Source organism: Ruegeria sp. B1 (assembly GCF_056535885.1).
In genome coordinates this window covers 1,389,418-1,409,485 of record NZ_JBQFJA010000001.1, presented here as the reverse complement: position 1 = coordinate 1,409,485, position 20,068 = coordinate 1,389,418, and the positions used below count along the sequence as shown (strand labels likewise).

The window sequence follows — 20,068 nt, the reverse complement described above, 5'->3', positions numbered from 1 at the left end:
CTTTATTCAAATCGAACGGACACGCCACCGTCGGCCAGCATCGCGGTACCGGTGACGAAACTGGCGTTGTTTGACAGCAGGAATAGCGCCGCCCGCGCAATCTCTGCAGGTTGTGCCAGACGACCCAGCGCGTGTTTACCCGAGATATAAGCGTGAGTATCGGGGTCGTCTCCGGCCATGGGCGTCAGCGTGCCGCCCGGCAGGATCGCGTTGACCCGGATGTTGTCCTTTCCGTGATCCGCCGCCAACGACTGCACCAATCCGATCAAACCAGCCTTGGAGGCCGCATAAGCACCCATGCCCGGCAAACCGCCATTGGAATAGCCTACAAAGGACGAGGTAAACAGCAAGGCCCCGCCGCCCGCGCGTTTCAGCGCTGGGGTCTGCGCCCGCGCGGCCAGAAAGGCGCTGGTGAGGTTGGTCCGCAGAACCTTGTCCCATGTCGAGATTGGCATATCCTCAGCTGGCGACAGCTCACCGACAATTCCGGCATTGTTGAAGGCGCCGGTTAAGGCTCCGAAATGATCTTCGGCCGCCGCGACCAGTTGGGCTGCATAATCCGGGTCGCCAACATCTCCGGCAAGTGCGATGGCCTGCCCGCCTTGTCTTTCAATCTCATGCGCGACGTGGTCCAAAGGCTCGGACCTGCGGGCACCAAGGACAAGGCGGGCGCCTTGTTTTGCCAGCAATTCAGCGGCGGCCTTTCCTATGCCGCTGTTGGCACCGGTTACGATAAGGGTTTGGTTTGCAAAATCCATTTCAGGTCTCCTGTTTTAATGACAGGAGAACCGATATCGATCCGTTGGGCCGCGCGACGATCCGGATACAGCGAGAAAATAAGGACGCCATCGGATTGCGCAGGAAACGGGTCAGGACAGCGCAGGTCTAATTGGCGAAGGGGCGAATGGCCCTTCGCCCTCTTCGATCAGACCGGCCGCACCACAAGGTGCGGCGCACCATCCGACGTGCACCGGGTTGATCGCCCGTCCCACCCGATTTCACCTGTGACACGTTGCCGAAACGCCGAAAAGCTGTCGAACCGGACAACATCCACGGGGTCATCGAAATGCAGCGTGATCCGGCGGCGCGATCCGTCACCCAGCGTTGTCATGCCGCGAACTATCGCCGTGAAAGGCTGCCCAAGATAGCGACCCGCGACCCGATCGCCGACTTGCAAAAGCATCCGGTTTCCGGCCATGGCGCGCAGAGTGTTCCAATCCCGCACCCCATGCTGATGAGCGATCATTTCCAGTGCTTCACTGTGCGAGAGCATGGCACCGGTACCGCGCAGCTTGTCGCGCAGACGTTTCGCCTGCACCTTCAACTCCCCGACCGGAGCAATGTGTTCTGAATGGATCATGTCTTGCCTCGTTTCCTTGAACGGGCGCGATAACTGGACGGGGTTCGCATTGCCATCCGCGCCAGGAAAGGGCAACAGATGTGGTCTCAATCGGGTTTCACCAAAGCCAAACGGCCGCGAACGGCGGGGGACCCGAACCTGCGGGGCTTTTGGCATTGCGCGTTCAGCCTGTCAATCAGGCTTGCTCGTTTTTCAGCTCGGTGTCCGGCTCCAGATGAATCACAAAAACCGACCCCGGAAACTCTTTCATCAGAGCCGCCTCGATATCATCGCAAATCTGGTGTGCCGCAGCCACCGACATAGTTCCAGAAACAACCAAATGAAATTCGACAAAAATCATGTTTGCAGATCTGCGGCCCCGGAGATCGTGGTATTCCAGTGCCGGGCCGAGATGCGCCTTGATTGTCTGGTGAATCACATCCAGGTCCAAGTCAGACAGGGTTGCGTCCATCAGCCCGTCCACCGAGTTGCGAATGACCTTCCACCCCTCGCGCAGGATGTTCAGGGCAACGAGAATGGCGATGATTGGGTCAAGGAACAGCCATCCGGTCGCTAAGGCCAGCACGACGCCGGCCACCACGCCGACCGACGTTATGACGTCAGCAAAAATGTGTTTCGCACCGGCTTCCAGCGCCGGCGAGGACTTACTCCGCCCGATCCGCAGCAACACAAATGCCCATACGCAGTTCACAGCGGTCGCCAGCACATTGAGCGCGACACCGGACATCGGTGCCTGGTGCAATTGCGGAGATGGAAGGGCGATTATCGCCTCGCGCATGATCAGCAGCGCGGCAAGGACAATCAGGGTACCTTCGACAACCGCCGACAGGTATTCCGCCTTTTTGTGTCCGAACGGATGTTTATCATCGGGCGGTTTACCCGAAATTGACACTGCGAAATAGGCCAGTAGAGCCGCCGCCACATTGACCACCGACTCCATTGCATCGGACAGTAGGGCGACCGATCCCGTCAGCCACCATGCCATAAGTTTCAATGCCAATACCGATATGGAAATCGGGATCGACCACAGGGCGAATCTTTGGACCATCAATCCGGTTTCTTGCTGCCTAAAGTCCGGTCTAGCATCTTGGATTGCGATCCGCGTCCCTTTTCTGATGGGTCAGGCATCCGCTTGTGCGGCCTCATAAGCCAACATGGCGCGTTTGACCGGCAGGCCCCAATGATAGCCGCCAAGCCCACCGGACTTGCGCAACGCACGGTGACAGGGGATCAGCCAGCTGACCGGGTTTCGGCCCACTGCCGTTCCGACGGCGCGCACGGCCTGCGGCGCACCCACACGCTCGGCAATCTCCGAGTAGGTTGTGACCTGGCCCGAGGGGATGTGCATCAGAGCCTCCCAAACCTTGATCTGCAGGGGCGAGCCGATCAGGTAGAGCGGCGTCGCGCCAAGCCGGTCGCTGGCCGCCCCAAAGGCGCTGAGCACCCAGGGGCGCAGACGTATCGGATCTTCCACAAAATCAGCTTTGGGCCAGCGTGACAGCATATCTTCCATCGCGTCCTCTTCGCCGGTCTCGGCTCCAAACGCGATGCCACAAATGCCCTTTTCGGTGCCCATGACCAGCGCTGGACCAAAGGGGCTCTCGAACCAACCCCAATAGATCGTCAGACCAGCACCCTTGCGGGCATACTCGCCTGGGCTCATGGATTCCCATTTGAGAAACAAATCATGCAGCCGGCCGCTACCGGACAGACCGACGTTGTGCGCGGTCTCAAGCGTCGTAAAACGTTCGCGCAGCAATGCCTTGGCATGGCCCAGCGTCAAATACTGCTGATAGCGCTTGGGCGACACCCCAGTCCAGCGAGAGAACACGCGCTGGAAATGCGCCGGGCTCATATCCATCTGACGGGCCAGCTCATCCAAGGTAAGCGTTTCACCGCCCTGATCGATCAGATCGATGGCGCGGCGCATGACGTTGTAGTGGTATCCGGTCTCGGGGGTCTGGACGTTCATTTTACACCTCTTCGCTTGTAGAAACATTACATCGCCATCGCCCAGGTCGCGACCCGAAACATGCGCAAATGATGTCAACTGAGTTGACAAATAGGGTCCCACAGGCCTATCGTGCTGCCATGAAACACTCGGTGGATCAGCTCTATGAGGCGGTTCAGACAACACGCCCCTTGCTCCGCAACATCACAGCGGCAGTTGAACAAGTCAGCTCGTCGCAAGGCGTAACAGTAGGACAAAGGGCAATCCTTGAAGGCCTGTCCCTTTATCCGGGTGCGACGGCACCGCTTTTGGTCGCAAAACTGCAACTCAAGCGTCAGTACGTCTCGCGGATCCTAAAAGAGGTAAAACAGGCAGGCCTCGTCGAAAGCCGAGCCAATCCCCGGCACGCAAGATCCTGCTGCTATGACCTGACGCCAATGGGAACCAGAACGATATTGGCAATCAGAGCCGATGAGATGGCAAACCTAGCCTTTTTCGCAGCTGGCTTTTCGCCGCAAGAGCTCACCCACTACCACAAAGTGCAACTTGCCCTGTCCAAGTTCTTTTCCGAGATGGCAAACGAGGCCTGAAATGACAATTCTTTGGATCATACTTGGCGCGATCATCGTTGCGGTTCTTTACGTGGTGATGGAAATTCGACGAGTGAACACACCAACCACCGGGCCAAAAATCAATCCGGATGACCGCCCCGGTATGGCCCTATTGGTGATCGACATGCAATCGGACTTCACCTCAATCCCCGCTTGGGACGAGGCGATTTTGGCAAGCGCGATCTCGCACATTAAAGCGGACTCGGATCAGGCCCGGCAATCTGGGATACCGGTGATCGCCATCCGTCAGGTTTTCAAGGGTTGGTTGGCAACCACGTTGAATGGTTGGTTCAATCAGGGGCGCGGTAACGCGGGGTCCTCGGGAATCGCTGTGGATCCGCGTCTGGAACTCTTCGCAGATGCCGAATTCGAAAAATCGGTGGGTGACGCATTTTCGTCGTCCGAATTCGAACGGTTTCTGGAAGAGAACCAAATTGGAACTTTGATCCTGACCGGTCTGGACGGCTGCTATTGCGTTAACACTACAGCACAAGGCGCGCTAAACCGAGGGTATCGTGTGCAGATCGATCCTGCTGCCGTACTTGCCGCTGATCCGACGAAATGGGCCGGCGTGAAAGAGAGTTTAGCGACCGCCGGCGCCGCGTTTCGTGGGTCGCCCGGATAGAATCAATCGCAAGTGCGCCCAAAGCAGGGTCGCGTGACCCAAAACGCCAGATTTTCATTTGCAGCCACTTGCCTGGCAGGGCATACCGGGCCGGATGGCCAAACAACTTGACTACCACACGATCCGAAAGATCTTCACGCGGTTTCACGACGCGGATCCCGAGCCCAAGGGCGAGTTGGATCATGTGAACGTCTACACCCTGGTCGTTGCAGTGGCGCTTTCGGCGCAAGCGACCGATGCCGGGGTCAACAAGGCGACCAAGGAATTGTTCAAGATCGCCGACACGCCGCAAAAGATGCTGGACCTCGGCGAAGACGGCCTGATCGAGCACATCAAGACCATTGGCCTGTTCCGCCAGAAAGCCAAGAACGTGATCAAGCTGAGCCGCATCCTGGTCGAAGACTATGGCGGCGAGGTGCCCAATTCCCGTGCCGCGCTGCAATCGCTGCCCGGCGTTGGGCGCAAGACAGCCAATGTGGTGTTGAACATGTGGTGGCATCTGCCTGCACAGGCGGTCGACACGCATATCTTTCGGGTCGGCAACCGAACGGGCATTTGCCCGGGCAAGGATGTGGACGCCGTGGAACGCGCGATTGAAGACAACATCCCGGCCGATTTTCAGCTTCACGCCCATCACTGGCTGATCCTGCACGGCCGTTATCATTGCAAGGCGCGTAAACCCTTGTGCCCCACCTGTATCATCCGCGATCTCTGTCAATTTGAGGAAAAGACTTTATGAAAACCTACCAGCTTGTTGGCATCGGAAATGCCGTTGTGGACGTGATTTCCCAGGCCGATGACAGTTTCCTGGAACTGATGGGAATCGACAAAGGCATCATGCAGCTGATCGAGCGGGATCGCGGTGAGGTGCTGTATGCTGCGATGGAAGGCCGGGTCCAGACGCCGGGCGGTTCGGTTGCCAATACGATTGCCGGTGCGGGCGCTTTGGGCTTGGATGCAGCATTCATCGGGCGCGTGCATGACGACGCGCTGGGTCGGTTTTATGCGGATGCGATGAATCAAGACGGCGTTGATTTTGTTAACCCGCCGGTGCCGGGGGGCGAGCTGCCGACCTCGCGCTCGATGATCTTCGTCTCACCCGATGGCGAGCGGTCGATGAACACCTATCTTGGGATTTCTTCCGAACTGTCTTCGGCGGATGTCTCCACCGACGTGGCGGGCAACAGCCAGATCATGTTCCTGGAGGGCTACCTGTTCGACAAGGAGAAAGGCAAAGCCGCATTCCTGGAGGCCGCACGCGACTGCCACAAAGGTGGCGGCAAGACCGGCATCGCCATTTCCGATCCGTTCTGCGTGGAACGGCATCGAGTCGATTTTCTGTTGCTGATCGAGAACGAGCTGGATTTTGTCATCGGCAACGAGGCCGAGATCAAGTCACTGTTCGAAACCAACGATCTGGAAGTGGCTTTGGCTAAGACAGCCGAGATCTGTCCGTTGGTCGTCTGCACGCGTTCGGGCGACGGGGTGACCATATTGAATGAAGGTACCCGCATCGACGTGCCGGTTGAAAAGGTTGTTCCGGTGGATGCCACCGGGGCCGGTGACCAATTCGCCGCCGGGTTCCTGTTCGGTATGGCGACGGGTCGGGACTACGAAACCTGCGCCCGCATTGGAAACGTCTGCGCCCGTGAGGTCATCAGCCATATCGGGCCAAGACCGGAGACAAACATGCTGGACTTGTTGCGCGCGGAAGGCTTGCTCTGAGCTTGCTGGCGCCAGACTAATCGTCCTCTCGGTGTTTTAGTATCGCGGTCAGAAGCGGGATCAGCAGCGCAGGCAGCGACCCCCAGGGGTTCGCACCGATGCTCTTGACCGCCTGAACGACGTCGCGCGCTTCTGTCGCCAATTCCTCTAGCTCATCTTCGATGTCCGCGATGGCCATATCCCGAACTTCGACGGCGGGGGCGATCTCGTCCTCGACATTTGTCCGCTTGGCGATCAGGACAAGCAGACCGGCCAAAAGCAGGTTGGCAAGCGCCAGGGCCGCCGCAGAGGCTGCGGACGACATCCACGCGTTCAAAACAAAGTAGAGGGAGACATTCAGCAGCACCAAAGCGGCTAGCACCGCAATTCCGGCAAGCGCCATCATGACGGACTGCTGTTGAACCACGGCGAGACGTCGGCGCGTGATAAGCCGTTCGGTACGATAGATCGTTGTTAGATTTCTGCTCAGTCGGTTCATTCTCACTTCCTACCCCCGTGCCCGTCCAACCGTGTATCCAAGCGTGAAAGCTATCAGCAAAGCAGTGATCGGGTAATCCTTCTGGAGCCTGCCAAACTCTGCAATCGCCTCTTCTCCCATCGCCTCGGCTTTGGACAGATCAATGCCGTGCTCTGCCAGCAGGTTTCTAATCTCGTCCGTTGTCTTGATCGGCTGGGGGTCGTCCGGCTGATCATCGGTCTTTGCCTCGAGTTGGGCATTGCGGGTTCGAAGTTTCTCCAACTCGGCCTCAAGTTCAGCTTTGGTCGTCATAGAAGCATGCCCTTGTTGTGCGTGGTCAAAATTGTATTCACGTTGGAGCGTCGCACAAAAACACACGCAATTGAACTCAAGATACGACCGCTTGTCTGCGGCCTGATCTGGGTGCCTCGCACCAGTTCTCTGACTGGCACGAGATATCCAATACTCTATCCACAACACCCGCCCGAGCGCTCTGGGACCTGCGGTGCCGATTCTTCATTCTTGTTGGCTCCGCGACCCAGCCATGTGCGGTCTGCCAGATAGAAGTCCGAGAACTTCGCCATGAAATCCTCCGAAACGGATTTCTGTGGGATACCAGTTGCCATAAGAGCCTGCTGCCACGCCTTCACTTTGGGATAGTTTGCCAGCATATCGTGCCCGCTGTAATCGGCGACAATCGCGGCGCGGTGCAATAGGGGCAGCCAGGCCATATCCACGTTGCCAAGTGTCCGGCCCGAGAAGTATGGACCATCGCCCAATTGCCTTTCCGCTTTCTCGAATGACTTGTCCAGCTTGGCACTCCGGTCATCATAACTCACCTGATCGCCACTTTGCATCGTGCTGCACTGAACCAGATAGTGCTTGCTGGCCTGATAGCTCCAGGCCCGGTTCAGGGCGCGCTGTTCGGGGGTCAGGTTGTTCTGCAGCGGAGCCGTGACCTCGTCGATATATTCGACAATGGCATCGCATTCGAACAGGGCCGTCCCGCCTTCGGTTACCAGAACCGGAACCTGGCCGGTCGGCGAAAGGTCCAGAAACCAGTCCGGTTTGTCACTGAGGCTAATGTAATCGATCTGATAGGGCACCTGCTTGACCTCAAGCATCGCTGTCACGCGCTGGACGAAGGGGCAGATTTTGAAACTGATGATACGGATCATTGGTCTTTCCTTTTTGGCGGTTTCCTCTGTCAGACGAGGCCCGAACCAAAAAGACGACGGTCAGTTCAACAATTTTTTGCACGAACCCGATTTTTCCTGCACGTCGGCGATATTGCCGCGTACATCCGTCGAGATGTTGCAACAGTCTTCAAAGACCTTGCGCAGCTCGGCCCGTCCCTTTTGCACGCGTGATTTGAGGGTTGAATACGGAATACCATGCGCCTGTGCATAATCGCTCTGCGACACCCCGTTCACATCAATCGCCATCAATAAATCGGCCAGGTGTTTGGGCATCCCGCGAATGAAAGGTTCGACACAGCGCTCCAGTTCTTCACGGGTTTCGGGGTCGTCACGCTGGTACCAAAGGTCTTCGGGATGCGCCGTTGTCGGGTTCGACCAACGGTAGTGATCAATGATGGTACGGTTCGCGGTTTGAAACAGCCACGGTTGCAACTTGGCCGGGTCCTTGAGGTTCGGCAGACCGGTGAGCACCTTGATCGATATCTCTTGCAGCAGATCGTCCACATCCGCCGGATTCGACACGCGGGCGTGCAGGAACGCCTTTAACCGGGCGCGGTACTTGGGCCAGATGTCCTCGATACGCATGCCACTTTATGGCAGATGATCGGCAAAGGCGGCAACGACCTGCTCGTACACCTCACGCTTGAAGGGTACGATCTCCTCGACCAAGCGTGCGGGTTCCTGCCACTTCCATCGGGTGAATTCCGGGTGGTCGGTATCGATATTGATCTGGTCATCACGCCCGGCAAAGCGCATCAGGTACCACTTTTGCTCCTGCCCCCGATAGCGGCCTTTCCAGATTTTTGGAACGATGTCATGCGGCAGGTCATAGGGCAGCCAGCCGTCGGTTTCGGCGATGATGTCAACCAGATCAGCCGTTACGCCGGTTTCTTCCCACAGTTCCCGCAAGGCGGCCACGCGCGGGTCTTCGCCCTTGTCCACACCGCCCTGGGGCATTTGCCACGCATCTTTGTGACGGTCATTGCGCTGGCCTACAAATATTCTGCCTTCTGTGTTCACCAGCATCAGTCCGACACAGGGGCGATAGGGCAGTTTCGCGATTTCTTCAGGGGTCATGCGCGGCCTCGTGCGACGTTTGCCCACCTCTAACAAGGGTCGCGACGGCAGCAAAGGGGGTGACGTTAGGTTTCACGTGACAAAGGTGACGTGCACGTCAATTTATTTCCCAATTGATCAAGGGAGAGTTCGCCGTGACTGCGTACCCACACATGCTGGCCCCGCTGGATCTGGGCTTTACCACGCTGAAAAACCGCGTCCTGATGGGCTCGATGCACACCGGGCTTGAGGAAACCGGCGACTGGAATAGGGTGGCGGAGTTTTACGCAGACCGGGCGCGCGGCGGTGTGGCCTTGATGGTCACCGGCGGGATCGGACCGAATCTTGAGGGGTCAGTTTTGCCGGGCGCCTCGATGATGACAAATGACGACGAGGTCGCGAAACACGCTGTCGTCACCAAACGTGTACATGAGGCTGGCGGAAAGATCGCCATGCAGATTCTGCATGCCGGCCGCTATGCCTATGGTCCGAAATGTGTGGCCCCCAGCCCGGTGAAATCGCCGATCTCGCCTTTCCCACCGCACGAGTTGGATGAAGACGGTATTGAGAAGCAGATCGGCGATATCGTGAATGCCGCCGTTCTGGCGCAAAAGGCGGGTTATGACGGTGTCGAGATCATGGGGTCCGAGGGGTACTTCCTGAATCAGTTTCTGGTGACTCATACCAACAAGCGCACCGACCGTTGGGGCGGGTCATATGAGAACCGGATGCGCCTGCCGATTGAAGTCGTCCGTCGTACGCGCGAGGCCGTGGGCACCGATTTCATCATCATCTATCGGCTATCGATGATCGATCTGATTCCCAATGGCTCGACCCATGACGAGGTGGTCCAACTGGCGCAGGCGGTTGAAAAAGCCGGGGCTACGATGATCAACACCGGTATCGGCTGGCATGAAGCGCGGATTCCGACAATTGCCACCAGCGTACCGCGCGCGGCTTTTGCATGGGTGACCAAGAAACTGATGGGCAAGGTCTCGATCCCGCTGATCACGTCGAACCGGATCAACACGCCCGAAGTGGCCGAAGAAGTGCTGGCCACCGGCTGCGCCGACATGGTGTCGCTGGCGCGCCCGATGCTGGCGGATGCGGATTTCGTGAACAAGGCTATCTCGGGTGATGGCGCCAAGATTGCACCCTGTATCGCCTGTAATCAGGCCTGTCTGGATCACACGTTCAGCGGCAAGCTGACCTCATGCCTGGTCAACCCGCGCGCCTGCCACGAGACCGAGCTGGTGATCGGCAAGGCCGAGGTTAAAAAGAACGTCGCCATTGTGGGTGCAGGCCCGGCAGGCCTGTCCACAGCCGTAACAGCAGCCGAACGTGGGCACAAAGTCACTCTCTATGATCGGGCCGAAGAAATCGGCGGTCAGCTCAACATGGCCAAACAGGTGCCGGGCAAGGAGGAGTTTTGGGGGCTCGTCGACTGGTACCGCACCATGATTGCCGATCTGGGCGTCAAGGTCGAATTGGGTCGTGACGTGGTCGCCGCCGATCTCACTGGCTTTGATGAAGTGGTGATTGCAACCGGCGTCACCCCGCGCGATCCCGAGATCCCCGGACAGGATCAGAACAATGTCCTCAATTATATCGACGTGTTGCGCGATAAGGCGGATGTGGGCGACTCTGTTGCAGTCATTGGTGCCGGAGGCATCGGGTTCGATGTTTCAGAGTTCCTTCTGGAGGATGGACACAGCCCGACAACGGACCTTCCGCTCTGGATGAAGGAATGGGGCGTCACCGATCCCGAGGCACATCGGTCCGGCCTTGCCCCCGAGGGGCCGCAGCCCTCCGCGCCCGCACGCAAGGTGACTTTGCTGCAACGCAAGAAACAGGCGCATGGCAAAGGACTGGGCAAAACCACAGGGTGGATTCACCGCACCGCGCTGCGGATGAAAGACATCCGTTTTGTCGGCGGCGTGAATTATGAGCGAATCGACGACGCGGGCCTTCATGTCAGCTTTGGCGAAGACCGGGCAGAACCGACCGTGATCTCCGCAGATACGATTGTCCTATGCGCGGGTCAGATCCCAAACCGCAGCCTTGCGGACGCATTGATCGAACGCGGTGTCACACCGCACGTCATCGGCGGTGCGGATGTGGCCGCAGAACTGGATGCCAAGCGCGCAATCCATCAGGGTACACGGTTGGCAGCATCGTTATAGATGCCCGCTCCCGGCTGACGCAGGACCCACGGCAGATGACATAAGAGACACTAGTTAGTCTCAAATAACTGTTCAGGATAGCCCTGCCTTGGAGAGTGAAGTGCTGCGCTTCGGTAGGGAACAAAGAGCGTGCAACCGGGCTTCCTCGGAAATGGGTACAGCGGTGGCTGCACTGTGGCTTGTGCCGATCAGCGCTAACGCAGATGAGGTTCCCGACCATCTCAAGCAAGGCAAACCGCATACTGGAACCGAGCTCGACATCTCGAGAGTCGAGGTTCCTCAATTCGACGGGCTGATGCTAAGTTCACCGAAATGACGGGGATCGAAGCAGAGTAGGCGCTCATTCCGTTCGGGTCGCCGCAACAAAAAGCAAATGTCGAAGTGATCGCGGCCACGCATGTGCCCTGCACGTATCAAATCACAGATATATATATGACCATCAGCAACCAAAACCCGCCGGACGGGTCTTGCGGCTCAATCGGCCTCTGACTAGACTGAACGGGCTTTCAGGTAAGCATCCAGGTCCGCGGAAAGCTGTCATCGGCACCCTGAAAAACACGACGACACCCCGACTTCGGTATGTCTCATGCTCGAACCAAGCGGACCATCGAGCCAGAAATGAGGACACCGATGACAAAATCTCTTGATCAATTGCGCCGCGATGCCAAGACGCTCCGCAACGCCCATGAGGCGGGCGAGATACGGACCCGTCAGCGAATTGCAAACTTCCCGCCACGACCGGAAGGTGTCGATCTCAAACACGCCGACTACCTCCATGTCATTGCGCGGGAAAACGGGTTTGTGTCATGGCCCGCGCTCAAACTGGCCGCCGATCTGGTGGGTATGGACAAGGCCGCAAAACGTCAGCGTCTGAGATTGGCCATCTATCAGGGCCATTTCTCGGTCGCCGAACAGCTGATGGAGGATACGCCGGATATTGCCGATGGCGATTTCGGCTTGTGCCTGGGCCTCTATCGTAAATCGGATGTGCTGGAGTTTCTAAACACATCTCCGGCACTTGCGACGCAGCCGCTCGGGAATCTCGCACCGTCAATGACAGTGCTGGCACGATCAAAGTGGATTCATCACGCACCGCATCTGGCTGGCGACATGTTGGACATCGCGCAGGCACTACTGGCAAACGGCGCGGATGTCGATCTGGGCGCATCAATCTACGATCAAAGCGACCATAAACTGTCACCGCTGTATTTTGCGATCGGCCACGCAAACAACATGGCACTTGGCCGATGGCTGCTTAAAAATGGCGCCAACCCAAACGACGACGAGAGCCTTTATCATTCCACCGAACTTGGCCATCATGACGGTCTTCGTCTGCTTCTGGCACATGGCGCAGACCCCAGGGGCACCAATGCCCTGCTGCGGGCCATGGATTTTCACGACACCACGGCGGTTCGGTTGCTGATCGAACATGGGGCCAAGGTGGATGAGTTCGACGGCCGCCACATAGGCGGCGAGGCACCATGGGTTGTTCCAGCCCTGCATCAGGCCGCCCGGCGCATGTGCAAGGCAGATATGATCACACTGCTTCTGGATAACGGCGCCGACATGAACCGCCGTTTTGAAGGGGTCGCCCCCTATGGCTATGCGCGCGTCTTCGGACACAGCCAGTTGGCGCAGATTCTAAAGGATCGCGGCGCCGATACCGAGCTCAGCACTGTCGAGCAAAAGTTAGCCGATGTCGCAGACGGCAAGCCCGTGTCGGGAAAACTTGATCCAGACGAGATACCGGACGCCTATCGCAACATCATCCGTATGATCCTGCATATTCCAGGCAAACTCGACCATGTGCGACGGCTTGTGGCGGTCGGTGTTGAGTTTGATCGGCCGGATTCCGAGGGCCTTACGCCGGTGCAAATCGCGGGGTGGGAAGGCCTGCCGGAGGTCATGGAGTATCTGCTGACCCTGAAACCGGACCTGGACCACGTAAACGGCTATGGCGGCACGCTGCTGGGGACCATTCTGCACGGGGCCGATAACTGTCCACAACGGGCCGAGCGCGACTACATCACCTGTTTACATCTGGCATTGGCACAAGGCGTGCCGCTGCCGCTGCGCGCGATGGAGTTGACAGGGTCCAGCGACATCGCTGAATTCCTTTTGAACTGGGCGCAGCAGCATCCAGACCAAGTGGTAGACGGCGGCGTCGGGTAGGCGGTTTTTTAGCGCCTACCCACAAAGGTACGCAGCCCGGGCTATTCCTCCAACAGGTGCTCGTACCGGGCGTCGGTGAGGGTTTTCAGAAAGGCGACGATGGCGTCAATGCGCACGTCATCAAGCGCAGGACCGTGGGCCAGTTCCTCGACAGCCAGCGTGCCCTTGACCGGCGGCGGCCCGAACGGAGCGCCAGTCTCAGGGTTGATCATGCGGTTCTCAGAGCGCGTGTTGTAGATGTTGTAGAACAGGACCACGGTGCGTAGATCCTCGAACACACCGTTGTGCATATAGGGGCCTGTCACCGCAACGTTTCGCAGTGTTGGCGTTCTGAACTTGCCCAGATGCGCAGGATCACCTGCAACCGCCGGATTGGCGGCCAGGCCCTCGTCTATGGTTCCGAGCGGCACGCCGTTCATGTCCCGAAGGGCCACATTCTCGGGCGTGCCGATATTGTGGTAGTGATAGTCGCTGAAGGTTTCGCGCGGATCAATCGCGCTTGTCGACAGTTGATGGCACTGATTGCAGTTGGTGAATTGTTGCGAGAAGAACAGGACCATCCCCAATTCCTCATCGCGGGTCAGCTCTGCCTCGCCACGCAGGTAGCGGTCGTATTTTGAGTCGAACGGGCTGAGTTCCGGTGTCCGCTCGAACGCGGCGATCGCCTGCGTCATTGCGGCATATCCCGCCTCGGGATCGTCCAGAACGCCGTCACCGAACAGCGCCGGAAAGGCGGCGACATAGGTCGGGTTTTCCTTCAGCCGTGCCACGACCGAGGCCTTGTCGGGCATGCCCATCTCGACCGGGTTCAGGGGCGGTCCGCCGGCCTGATCCTCTAGCGTTGCCGCGCGCCCATCCAGAAACTGGCCCCCGACCCACTCGCCGGCTTCGTTGCGATGGAACACCGGAGACAGCGCCGCATAGGCGGCGGTCGGCGCGTTCCGGTCCCCAAGCGAGACACCGTCATCCCCGGGCGACGCCATGCCGCGCGGGTCGGCGAAACCGCTCTCGGGGTCATGACAACTAGCACAAGCCTGAGTGCGGTTGGCAGACAGGTTGGTGTCAAAGAACAGCATCCGCCCAAGCCCGGCTTCCGTCACCGATTCGTCGGCGGCCAAAGCCGAAGCGCAGGACAATGCCAAGAAAATCCCGAAAGAAACCGAAAGACGACCCATAGACACCGCTCCCCTTTTGTAAGCAAATACACCGGGATAGCCGTGTCCCACTTTGATGTCAGTCAATGTGGTGTCGTTCAGACGTCCGCGAAAGAGACGGTGCCAACGCAACAGGTTCGCACCCTTGGGTGGGCACGTCTGATCACCTACAAGGCACAGTTCGTGAGTTTTGAGTCATTCAACGGTTATCTTAATCACCTCGGACACAATCGGGGTCGCATGCGGCACGTGGCCCGCATCGCCCAGCACCAATTGCAGCGTATGCTGTCCCGCAGGCAGGTCCAGCGTCACCTCGGTCTGACCAGCGCCGAAATGCAGATGATTCTCGTCTGACGGCAGACCATACGCCAACTCATCCGCACCATCCTCGCCCTCGCCCAGCGGCGGGCGATTGATCAGTAGGTGGTGATGCCCGGTGTTCTCCACCTCGGTTCCGGCCGGGGCGACACCCATCCCGCTCAGGCCAAAGACAATGGTGACAGGTGATTGCAGCGTATCACCGTCGGCAATGTTGACGAAATAGACCTTGGCGTCGGGGTTCGAGGGGGTTTCCCCACCCGCGATTACAAACGTGGCCGACAGACATAGAGCGACGGCGGCGAAAAAGGCTTTCATGATCTCCTCCCTGGTCACAAATTTGCCACGCTCACCTTAGCATGAAAGGGCAAAAGTCCCGAAAAACGACGGATGTAAGCCGTGTAGAGGGTAACGAAACCACTGTTTCGGCGTTTCCCAAGTGCAAACGATCCGATTCAAAACCCCGATATTATCCCATGTCTGCCCCGTTTCCGCCCAGATTTGAGGTGATTGTCAGGTCAGGAACCAAGACCTGGGGTACGAGAATGGATCGACTGACCGAAATGGAAGCCTTTGCCAATGTGGTGGACCAGGGTGGCTTCACCGATGCGGCAAAAAAGATGGGCATCTCCAAGTCGGCCGTGTCCAAGCACGTCTCGAGCCTTGAGGCGCGCCTTGGGGCACGTTTGCTGAACCGCACCACGCGCCGGGTTTCCCCGACTGAGATTGGGCTGGCCTATTATGACCGCGCGCGCCGGGTTCTGAATGATGCAGGCGAAGCTGACGCATTGGTGACTTCCATGCAGTCCGCGCCGTCGGGTCTGCTGCGGATCAGTGTTGCGACAGATTTTGGGGTCAATCACCTGTCGCCTGTGCTGTCCGAGTTCCTGTCTGCCTATCCTGACATCACCGTCAACATGGTTTTGAACAACCGGTATGTCGAACTGATTTCCGAAGGGTTTGACGTCGCCGTGCGCATTGGCGAGTTGGAAGACAGCACCCTGCGCGCCCGTAAGCTAACGGAAACCGTCAAGCGGATGGTGGCCGCGCCGAGCTATATCGAGAAGTTCGGCCGCCCGCAGAAGATCGACGATCTGAACGAGCATAAACTGCTGCACTATTCCAGCCAGTCATCAGGCAATGTCTGGAAACTGACCGCGCCCTCGGGCGAAAAGAGGCAGGTGCGCACAGCCGGCTGGCTGAGCGTGAACGATGGTCAGTCGCTGTTGAATGCAGCCATTTCGGGGCTGGGGATCGCGTATCTGCCCAGCTACCTGTATGCCGAAGCCCTGAAATCCGGTCAGGTGCTGGACGCGATGCCATCGCTGCCGGATGAGGTGCAGGGCGTTTACGCCGTTTACCCGCCCGGTCGCTTTACGCAGCCCAAGGTGCGGGCATTCATTGATTTTCTTGTCGAGTCCTTCAACGAAAAGGGCCCGATGGATTGGTAAATTCTCCCGGTGAACTTTGATGGCCCGCACACCCTGTGCGGGTCTTTTTTCAGCCACTTGTACCGCTCAAAAGGATTCGACCCAAGGGCGCAGCGTCAGTTCATGGCTCCATGTTGAACGGTCCTGGCCAATCAGGTGCATGTATTCTCGCGCAATTGCATCCGGATTCAGCATACTGTCGGGATTGCCGGCCGGAGCCACACGGTCCGGACGGTCCGGGTTGCGGATACCCCCGTCGATATTGATCCAGGCGACATGGATGCCTTTGGGGTGCAGCTCCCGCGCCATCGATTGCGCCAAGCCCCGCTGCGCGAATTTCCCCATCGCAAAGGGGGCCGACAGCGGAAACCCCTTGACCCCGGCGGACGCGCCGGTGAACAGGATTGTGCCTCGCCGATTGTCGCGCATCTCTTGCGTCAGCATGCGGCGGGCCGCAGCCTGCCCCATCAGAAAGGCACCATAGGCCGTAACTTCAACGGCTTTCCTTACGGTTTCGGGGTCCAGTTCGGTGATCGGCCCGCGCTGTCGGGCCGAAGGATTATAACAGGCCACGCGCAACTCACCGGGCAGATCGCGGATCAAAGCTGACATTCCCTCGGCATCCGTGCCGTCCAACTGGTGCAGTTGAGCTCCGGTTTCTGCTGCAAGTGGATCAAGATCCGAAACGTCCCGCGCGGTCAAATGCAGCGCATACCCGTCCTGTGCCAATGCGCGTGCGAATGAGGCGGACAGACCGGCCCCTGCCCCAACAATCAAAGCGCGTGGCGTTTGTGTCTGGTCCGGCATGATACCTCCTTAGGTTCTGAGACTGGGTCTGAGGCTGGACTTATTCCGTCGCGCTCAATTGACCAGCAATACCGCCTCGACCCGGCGATTCAGGTCGCGGCCTTCGGCAGTTGCGTTTGATGTGATCGGAGCCAGATAGCCCACACCCTGCGCCTCGATCCGGCGCGCGGCAATGCCATGCGCGTCGATCAGACGTGTCCGTACAGCCTCGGCCCGTCTCTTGCTGACCGAAATATTGGCCTCAAGGGCGCCCGTGTCATCAGTATGCCCGACCAGGGCAAGCCGCGTGCCCGGGTTTTCGGCCAGAAATCCGGCCAGCAACGCCAAAGATGCAAATGGTCCATCCCCCAACGCTACTTCACCGGTGCGAAAATGCAAATCGTCCAGAATGACGTGCCCGGTTTGCTCGAACTCGGTCAAAAGGCCCCCGGCCCCGTCAACCGTTTCTTCGATTACGACCGGCGACGGGTCTGGCGCATCCTGCGGCGTCACGCGGATCATCTGGATGTATCCATCAGGCGGATTGCGGCTGACCAAAAGGCTCAGCACCTCCGACCCTTTGGTGGCGGACAGAAAACGGTAGTCCTGAATCGCCACATACATATCCGGCGTCGGAATCACCTCGGTGTCGAAACGAAAGTCAAATCCGCCGCAGGTGCGGGCCTCGCACTCGAACAGGACCTCAAAGCCTTGCGCCTTGATCTGGTCCCGCAATGGCGCCAAAATCTGCAGCGTCGTGCTGGACCCGGCCTGCAATCGCCAGGAAAACCGCTCGACCCGCCCTTCGACTGTCCGTGCAGGCACAGCCCCATCCGCATATGGGCCTGTCGGCAGGTCATAACTGTCGAGCAGGGACGTGCGGTCGCTGATCTGCCGCGCACTGGATGGCAGGGTCAGATCCTGCGCGGCAACCGGTGCAGCCTGTATCAGGATCAAAAGGGCCAGAGATCGGATCATCGATGCTGCGCGTGGTATTCGTCGTTCGGCACCATAGCCGTGGCGCTGGCCACGCGGTTGGACATGTTAAAGAACCCGGCCACGTTGGCGATGTCCCATATGTCCCGGTCACAGAATCCGACATCGCGCAGCTTCTGACGATCAGGCTCTTCGATTTCAGCGCTCGCGGTGGTCATCTTTGCGGCAAAATCCAGCATCGCGCGCTGGCGGTCGTCCAACGGCGCGACCCGGTAGTTCATGACGAGCATTTCGCCAAGCTGCGGATTGCCTGACAGCTGCCGCACCGCCGCACCATGCGCGACGAGGCAATAGAAGCATTTGTTGATCGAAGACACGACCACGGCGATCATTTCGCGTTCCAGTTTCGACAGACCACTGTCGGCCAGCATCAGGTCATTGTACATCGCGGTAAAGGCATTCAGCTTGGCGACATCAAACGCGTTGGCCCTGAGTACGTTTGGCACCATGCCCAGTTTTTCGACGCAAATATCAAAATACTTCTGCGTCTCGGGCGGCAACGGGTCCGCCATGGGCAGGTCCAGCGCGGTGGGCATGTCTTTGTTTGTCACGATGGTCGTTCTCCTTAGACGTGCTGACGGTAATGGTATTCGCCGGCAATCTCCATCCCGAGCGAGCGATAGAGACCGTTGGCGCCCTGGTTGGCCTTGGTGCAGATCACGCTAAGGGTTTGCGCACCATTGTCCATCGCCCAGAAGGCTGCGGCGCGCATCGCCCAACGGCCCAATCCCTGGCGCCGATGATCCGGCAGAATTTCTAAAGCGTGCACCATTGCGATATCCTTGTGCATCGCCACAAAGGCTGCCCCGCAGGGCTGGTCCTTGTGCCGTATCAGCATGCCTGTTTTGGGTCCCGGCGCGCGCTCCATAACTGAAATCCGTTCCGGCCCGATCCCACCGGTTGCCCAGATTTCGCGCATGATCACCAAAGGCTCCCAGATGGGAAAAACCATAACCGGCGGGACCGCTTCGTCTGTCAGATGGATCACCGGGCAGGCATAGATATTGACCGGATCAAGGATGTCGTAGCCGCGCGCAGCCAGTTGAGCGTCCAGCGACTCGTCGCCCGGGCGCAGGCAGAAAATGCGTTTCTGTCCCATGGCCAGCATCTCGGACTCGGCCGCATCTATGTCGGCCTCAGTCGCTGCACCCAATGCACTGGCCGCAGAAACGCGTGACCCACCGCCCTGCCCTTGGCGCAGTTGAAATGGGCCCAGTCTTTCGTACCGCGCCGCTGGCCAGGTGCCATCAACAACCTCTGGCCATGTGGGCCTCACAGCTGCAGCTCTTTCGCCAACCGCGTCATGGCCGCATCTATCCGCGCGCCATTTGTACCGCGTACAACCACATTCGCTCCGAAGACCCCATTTATCTGGAAGGGATAGCAACCGATGGACAGGTCTTCGAACGTCTCCGACAGCGCTGACAGCGTTTCGGCGATATCCCCTTCGCCGCGATTTACACGCAAGGTCTGCGACAACAACGGGCTGCCGCCTGTGAGGCTTGGTACAACGCTAGCGACCATGGCCTGAAACACCAAAGGGACGCCTGCCATCACGTGTACGTTTTTCAGGGTAAATCCCGGTGCTGTCGAAACGGGGTTGTCGATGAGCACGGCTCCGTCCGGAATGCGGGCCATGCGCAGCCGCGCCGCGTTCAAATCCAAACCGGAATTGTCGTAATGGGCCTGCAGCAACGCGCGGGCGTCGTCGCGAATATCGATATGCGCGCCGAAGGCCTGGGCAATGCAGTCCGACGTGATATCGTCATGTGTGGGTCCGATGCCACCGCTGGTAAACACGTGGTCATATGTGTCCGACAGAGTTTTGACAGCCGTTTCGATGGCAGAGGCGTCGTCGCTGACCATCCGGACCTCTTTCAGGTCAATGCCGTGTCGAGTCAGTTCCCCGGCCAGATAGTGCATATTCGAGTCGCGGGTGCGGCCAGACAGGATTTCGTCTCCGATCACAAGCATGGCTGCGGTTGGGTTTGACATGGCACGCTCTCCTCTTGATCGACCCTGTGGGCAGGTATAGGCCGGGGGTC

Annotated in this window: 23 protein-coding genes; 7 read left to right on the top strand and 16 right to left on the bottom strand. The window is 58.6% G+C overall.

The window, feature by feature from the left end; genetic code table 11:
* Positions 1–2 precede the first annotated feature (2 nt).
* The 4 genes from ACR3ES_RS06760 to ACR3ES_RS06745 all read right to left on the bottom strand — a co-directional run bounded on the left by ACR3ES_RS06760 (position 3) and on the right by ACR3ES_RS06745 (position 3,332).
* Positions 3–758: an SDR family oxidoreductase gene (locus ACR3ES_RS06760; RefSeq protein WP_170428345.1), complete on the bottom strand. Its 756-nt coding sequence runs from the start codon at positions 756–758 to the stop codon at positions 3–5.
* A 167-nt stretch (positions 759–925) separates the two neighbouring features.
* Complete coding sequence (locus tag ACR3ES_RS06755; RefSeq protein WP_170428342.1) at positions 926–1,360, bottom strand: glyoxalase superfamily protein; 435 nt, start codon at positions 1,358–1,360, stop codon at positions 926–928.
* Between the two features lie 175 nt (positions 1,361–1,535).
* Positions 1,536–2,408 (bottom strand): cation diffusion facilitator family transporter, encoded by an 873-nt coding sequence (locus tag ACR3ES_RS06750; RefSeq protein WP_170428339.1) that lies wholly within the window; start codon positions 2,406–2,408, stop codon positions 1,536–1,538.
* A 72-nt stretch (positions 2,409–2,480) separates the two neighbouring features.
* On the bottom strand, positions 2,481–3,332 hold the full coding sequence (locus tag ACR3ES_RS06745) for a bifunctional helix-turn-helix domain-containing protein/methylated-DNA--[protein]-cysteine S-methyltransferase (protein WP_170428336.1): 852 nt from the start codon (positions 3,330–3,332) through the stop codon (positions 2,481–2,483).
* 119 nt (positions 3,333–3,451) lie between these two features.
* Between ACR3ES_RS06745 and ACR3ES_RS06740 the strand changes: the two genes are divergently transcribed.
* The 4 genes from ACR3ES_RS06740 to ACR3ES_RS06725 all read left to right on the top strand — a co-directional run bounded on the left by ACR3ES_RS06740 (position 3,452) and on the right by ACR3ES_RS06725 (position 6,272).
* A complete protein-coding gene (locus ACR3ES_RS06740; RefSeq protein WP_170429654.1) occupies positions 3,452–3,901 on the top strand; it encodes a MarR family transcriptional regulator in 450 nt (149 codons plus the stop codon).
* Position 3,902: 1 nt separating this feature from the next.
* Positions 3,903–4,547 carry a cysteine hydrolase family protein gene (locus ACR3ES_RS06735; RefSeq protein WP_170428332.1) on the top strand — a complete coding sequence of 215 codons (645 nt, stop codon included), beginning with the start codon at positions 3,903–3,905 and terminating at the stop codon, positions 4,545–4,547.
* Between the two features lie 94 nt (positions 4,548–4,641).
* Entirely contained in the window at positions 4,642–5,286 is a 645-nt protein-coding gene (nth, locus tag ACR3ES_RS06730; protein ID WP_170428329.1) for an endonuclease III, read from the top strand.
* Positions 5,283–6,272: an adenosine kinase gene (locus tag ACR3ES_RS06725; RefSeq protein WP_170428326.1), complete on the top strand. Its 990-nt coding sequence runs from the start codon at positions 5,283–5,285 to the stop codon at positions 6,270–6,272. Before nth ends, ACR3ES_RS06725 begins: the two co-directional genes overlap by 4 nt.
* Positions 6,273–6,288: 16 nt before the next feature.
* Here the strand turns inward: ACR3ES_RS06725 and ACR3ES_RS06720 are convergent, their stop codons facing one another.
* The 5 genes from ACR3ES_RS06720 to ACR3ES_RS06700 form a co-directional block, all read right to left on the bottom strand.
* The gene (locus ACR3ES_RS06720) at positions 6,289–6,750 is read right to left on the bottom strand and encodes a hypothetical protein (protein WP_170428323.1); all 462 of its coding nucleotides are present in this window, start codon (positions 6,748–6,750) and stop codon (positions 6,289–6,291) included.
* 9 nt (positions 6,751–6,759) lie between these two features.
* Complete coding sequence (locus ACR3ES_RS06715; RefSeq protein WP_170428320.1) at positions 6,760–7,041, bottom strand: hypothetical protein; 282 nt, start codon at positions 7,039–7,041, stop codon at positions 6,760–6,762.
* A gap of 155 nt (positions 7,042–7,196) precedes the next feature.
* Complete coding sequence (locus ACR3ES_RS06710) at positions 7,197–7,907, bottom strand: glutathione S-transferase family protein (protein WP_170428318.1); 711 nt, start codon at positions 7,905–7,907, stop codon at positions 7,197–7,199.
* Positions 7,908–7,967: 60 nt separating this feature from the next.
* On the bottom strand, positions 7,968–8,513 hold the full coding sequence (gene sigZ / locus ACR3ES_RS06705; protein ID WP_170428314.1) for an RNA polymerase sigma factor SigZ: 546 nt from the start codon (positions 8,511–8,513) through the stop codon (positions 7,968–7,970).
* A 6-nt stretch (positions 8,514–8,519) separates the two neighbouring features.
* A complete protein-coding gene (locus tag ACR3ES_RS06700; RefSeq protein ID WP_170428311.1) occupies positions 8,520–9,005 on the bottom strand; it encodes an RNA pyrophosphohydrolase in 486 nt (161 codons plus the stop codon).
* A 134-nt stretch (positions 9,006–9,139) separates the two neighbouring features.
* Between ACR3ES_RS06700 and ACR3ES_RS06695 the strand changes: the two genes are divergently transcribed.
* Together ACR3ES_RS06695 and ACR3ES_RS06690 are read left to right on the top strand one after the other, a co-directional pair.
* A complete protein-coding gene (locus tag ACR3ES_RS06695) occupies positions 9,140–11,167 on the top strand; it encodes an FAD-dependent oxidoreductase (RefSeq protein ID WP_480425070.1) in 2,028 nt (675 codons plus the stop codon).
* 630 nt (positions 11,168–11,797) lie between these two features.
* Positions 11,798–13,339 (top strand): ankyrin repeat domain-containing protein, encoded by a 1,542-nt coding sequence (locus tag ACR3ES_RS06690; protein WP_480425068.1) that lies wholly within the window; start codon positions 11,798–11,800, stop codon positions 13,337–13,339.
* 41 nt (positions 13,340–13,380) lie between these two features.
* Here ACR3ES_RS06690 and ACR3ES_RS06685 read toward each other — a convergent pair whose 3' ends face one another.
* A complete protein-coding gene (locus tag ACR3ES_RS06685; protein WP_170428307.1) occupies positions 13,381–14,514 on the bottom strand; it encodes a cytochrome c peroxidase in 1,134 nt (377 codons plus the stop codon).
* A 174-nt stretch (positions 14,515–14,688) separates the two neighbouring features.
* Positions 14,689–15,129 carry a DUF4399 domain-containing protein gene (locus ACR3ES_RS06680; RefSeq protein WP_170428305.1) on the bottom strand — a complete coding sequence of 147 codons (441 nt, stop codon included), beginning with the start codon at positions 15,127–15,129 and terminating at the stop codon, positions 14,689–14,691.
* Between the two features lie 227 nt (positions 15,130–15,356).
* On the opposite strand from ACR3ES_RS06680, the gene ACR3ES_RS06675 reads away from it, so the two are divergent.
* Positions 15,357–16,262 (top strand): LysR family transcriptional regulator, encoded by a 906-nt coding sequence (locus ACR3ES_RS06675; protein ID WP_170428302.1) that lies wholly within the window; start codon positions 15,357–15,359, stop codon positions 16,260–16,262.
* A 66-nt stretch (positions 16,263–16,328) separates the two neighbouring features.
* Here ACR3ES_RS06675 and ACR3ES_RS06670 read toward each other — a convergent pair whose 3' ends face one another.
* Genes ACR3ES_RS06670 through ACR3ES_RS06650 form a run of 5 tightly spaced genes read right to left on the bottom strand, consistent with a single transcriptional unit; the run spans position 16,329 to position 20,018 of the window.
* Complete coding sequence (locus ACR3ES_RS06670) at positions 16,329–17,048, bottom strand: SDR family NAD(P)-dependent oxidoreductase (protein WP_170428300.1); 720 nt, start codon at positions 17,046–17,048, stop codon at positions 16,329–16,331.
* Positions 17,049–17,102: 54 nt separating this feature from the next.
* Positions 17,103–18,005 (bottom strand): OmpA family protein, encoded by a 903-nt coding sequence (locus ACR3ES_RS06665; protein WP_170428296.1) that lies wholly within the window; start codon positions 18,003–18,005, stop codon positions 17,103–17,105.
* The gene (locus tag ACR3ES_RS06660) at positions 18,002–18,559 is read right to left on the bottom strand and encodes a peroxidase-related enzyme (protein ID WP_480425561.1); all 558 of its coding nucleotides are present in this window, start codon (positions 18,557–18,559) and stop codon (positions 18,002–18,004) included. The genes ACR3ES_RS06665 and ACR3ES_RS06660 overlap by 4 nt, the downstream gene beginning before the upstream one ends.
* 29 nt (positions 18,560–18,588) lie before the next feature.
* A complete protein-coding gene (locus ACR3ES_RS06655) occupies positions 18,589–19,299 on the bottom strand; it encodes a GNAT family N-acetyltransferase (RefSeq protein WP_170428291.1) in 711 nt (236 codons plus the stop codon).
* Entirely contained in the window at positions 19,296–20,018 is a 723-nt protein-coding gene (locus ACR3ES_RS06650) for a molybdopterin-binding protein (RefSeq protein WP_170428288.1), read from the bottom strand. The genes ACR3ES_RS06655 and ACR3ES_RS06650 overlap by 4 nt, the downstream gene beginning before the upstream one ends.
* Positions 20,019–20,068 lie beyond the last annotated feature (50 nt).

What these genes read in the sequence shown, in the direction of transcription:
- ACR3ES_RS06710 (WP_170428318.1), bottom strand. Translation starts at nt 7,907, where the DNA reads ATGATCCGTATCATCAGTTTCAAAATCTGCCCCTTCGTCCAGCGCGTG.
- ACR3ES_RS06675 (WP_170428302.1), top strand. Translation starts at nt 15,357, where the DNA reads ATGGATCGACTGACCGAAATGGAAGCCTTTGCCAATGTGGTGGACCAG.
- ACR3ES_RS06725 (WP_170428326.1), top strand. Translation starts at nt 5,283, where the DNA reads ATGAAAACCTACCAGCTTGTTGGCATCGGAAATGCCGTTGTGGACGTG.
- ACR3ES_RS06650 (WP_170428288.1), bottom strand. Translation starts at nt 20,018, where the DNA reads ATGTCAAACCCAACCGCAGCCATGCTTGTGATCGGAGACGAAATCCTG.
- ACR3ES_RS06755 (WP_170428342.1), bottom strand. Translation starts at nt 1,360, where the DNA reads ATGATCCATTCAGAACACATTGCTCCGGTCGGGGAGTTGAAGGTGCAG.
- ACR3ES_RS06680 (WP_170428305.1), bottom strand. Translation starts at nt 15,129, where the DNA reads ATGAAAGCCTTTTTCGCCGCCGTCGCTCTATGTCTGTCGGCCACGTTT.
- ACR3ES_RS06700 (WP_170428311.1), bottom strand. Translation starts at nt 9,005, where the DNA reads ATGACCCCTGAAGAAATCGCGAAACTGCCCTATCGCCCCTGTGTCGGA.
- ACR3ES_RS06740 (WP_170429654.1), top strand. Translation starts at nt 3,452, where the DNA reads ATGAAACACTCGGTGGATCAGCTCTATGAGGCGGTTCAGACAACACGC.
- ACR3ES_RS06735 (WP_170428332.1), top strand. Translation starts at nt 3,903, where the DNA reads ATGACAATTCTTTGGATCATACTTGGCGCGATCATCGTTGCGGTTCTT.
- ACR3ES_RS06685 (WP_170428307.1), bottom strand. Translation starts at nt 14,514, where the DNA reads ATGGGTCGTCTTTCGGTTTCTTTCGGGATTTTCTTGGCATTGTCCTGC.
- ACR3ES_RS06715 (WP_170428320.1), bottom strand. Translation starts at nt 7,041, where the DNA reads ATGACGACCAAAGCTGAACTTGAGGCCGAGTTGGAGAAACTTCGAACC.
- ACR3ES_RS06660 (WP_480425561.1), bottom strand. Translation starts at nt 18,559, where the DNA reads ATGCCCACCGCGCTGGACCTGCCCATGGCGGACCCGTTGCCGCCCGAG.
- ACR3ES_RS06665 (WP_170428296.1), bottom strand. Translation starts at nt 18,005, where the DNA reads ATGATCCGATCTCTGGCCCTTTTGATCCTGATACAGGCTGCACCGGTT.
- sigZ (WP_170428314.1), bottom strand. Translation starts at nt 8,513, where the DNA reads ATGCGTATCGAGGACATCTGGCCCAAGTACCGCGCCCGGTTAAAGGCG.
- ACR3ES_RS06720 (WP_170428323.1), bottom strand. Translation starts at nt 6,750, where the DNA reads ATGAACCGACTGAGCAGAAATCTAACAACGATCTATCGTACCGAACGG.
- ACR3ES_RS06760 (WP_170428345.1), bottom strand. Translation starts at nt 758, where the DNA reads ATGGATTTTGCAAACCAAACCCTTATCGTAACCGGTGCCAACAGCGGC.
- nth (WP_170428329.1), top strand. Translation starts at nt 4,642, where the DNA reads ATGGCCAAACAACTTGACTACCACACGATCCGAAAGATCTTCACGCGG.
- ACR3ES_RS06690 (WP_480425068.1), top strand. Translation starts at nt 11,798, where the DNA reads ATGACAAAATCTCTTGATCAATTGCGCCGCGATGCCAAGACGCTCCGC.
- ACR3ES_RS06750 (WP_170428339.1), bottom strand. Translation starts at nt 2,408, where the DNA reads ATGGTCCAAAGATTCGCCCTGTGGTCGATCCCGATTTCCATATCGGTA.
- ACR3ES_RS06745 (WP_170428336.1), bottom strand. Translation starts at nt 3,332, where the DNA reads ATGAACGTCCAGACCCCCGAGACCGGATACCACTACAACGTCATGCGC.
- ACR3ES_RS06670 (WP_170428300.1), bottom strand. Translation starts at nt 17,048, where the DNA reads ATGCCGGACCAGACACAAACGCCACGCGCTTTGATTGTTGGGGCAGGG.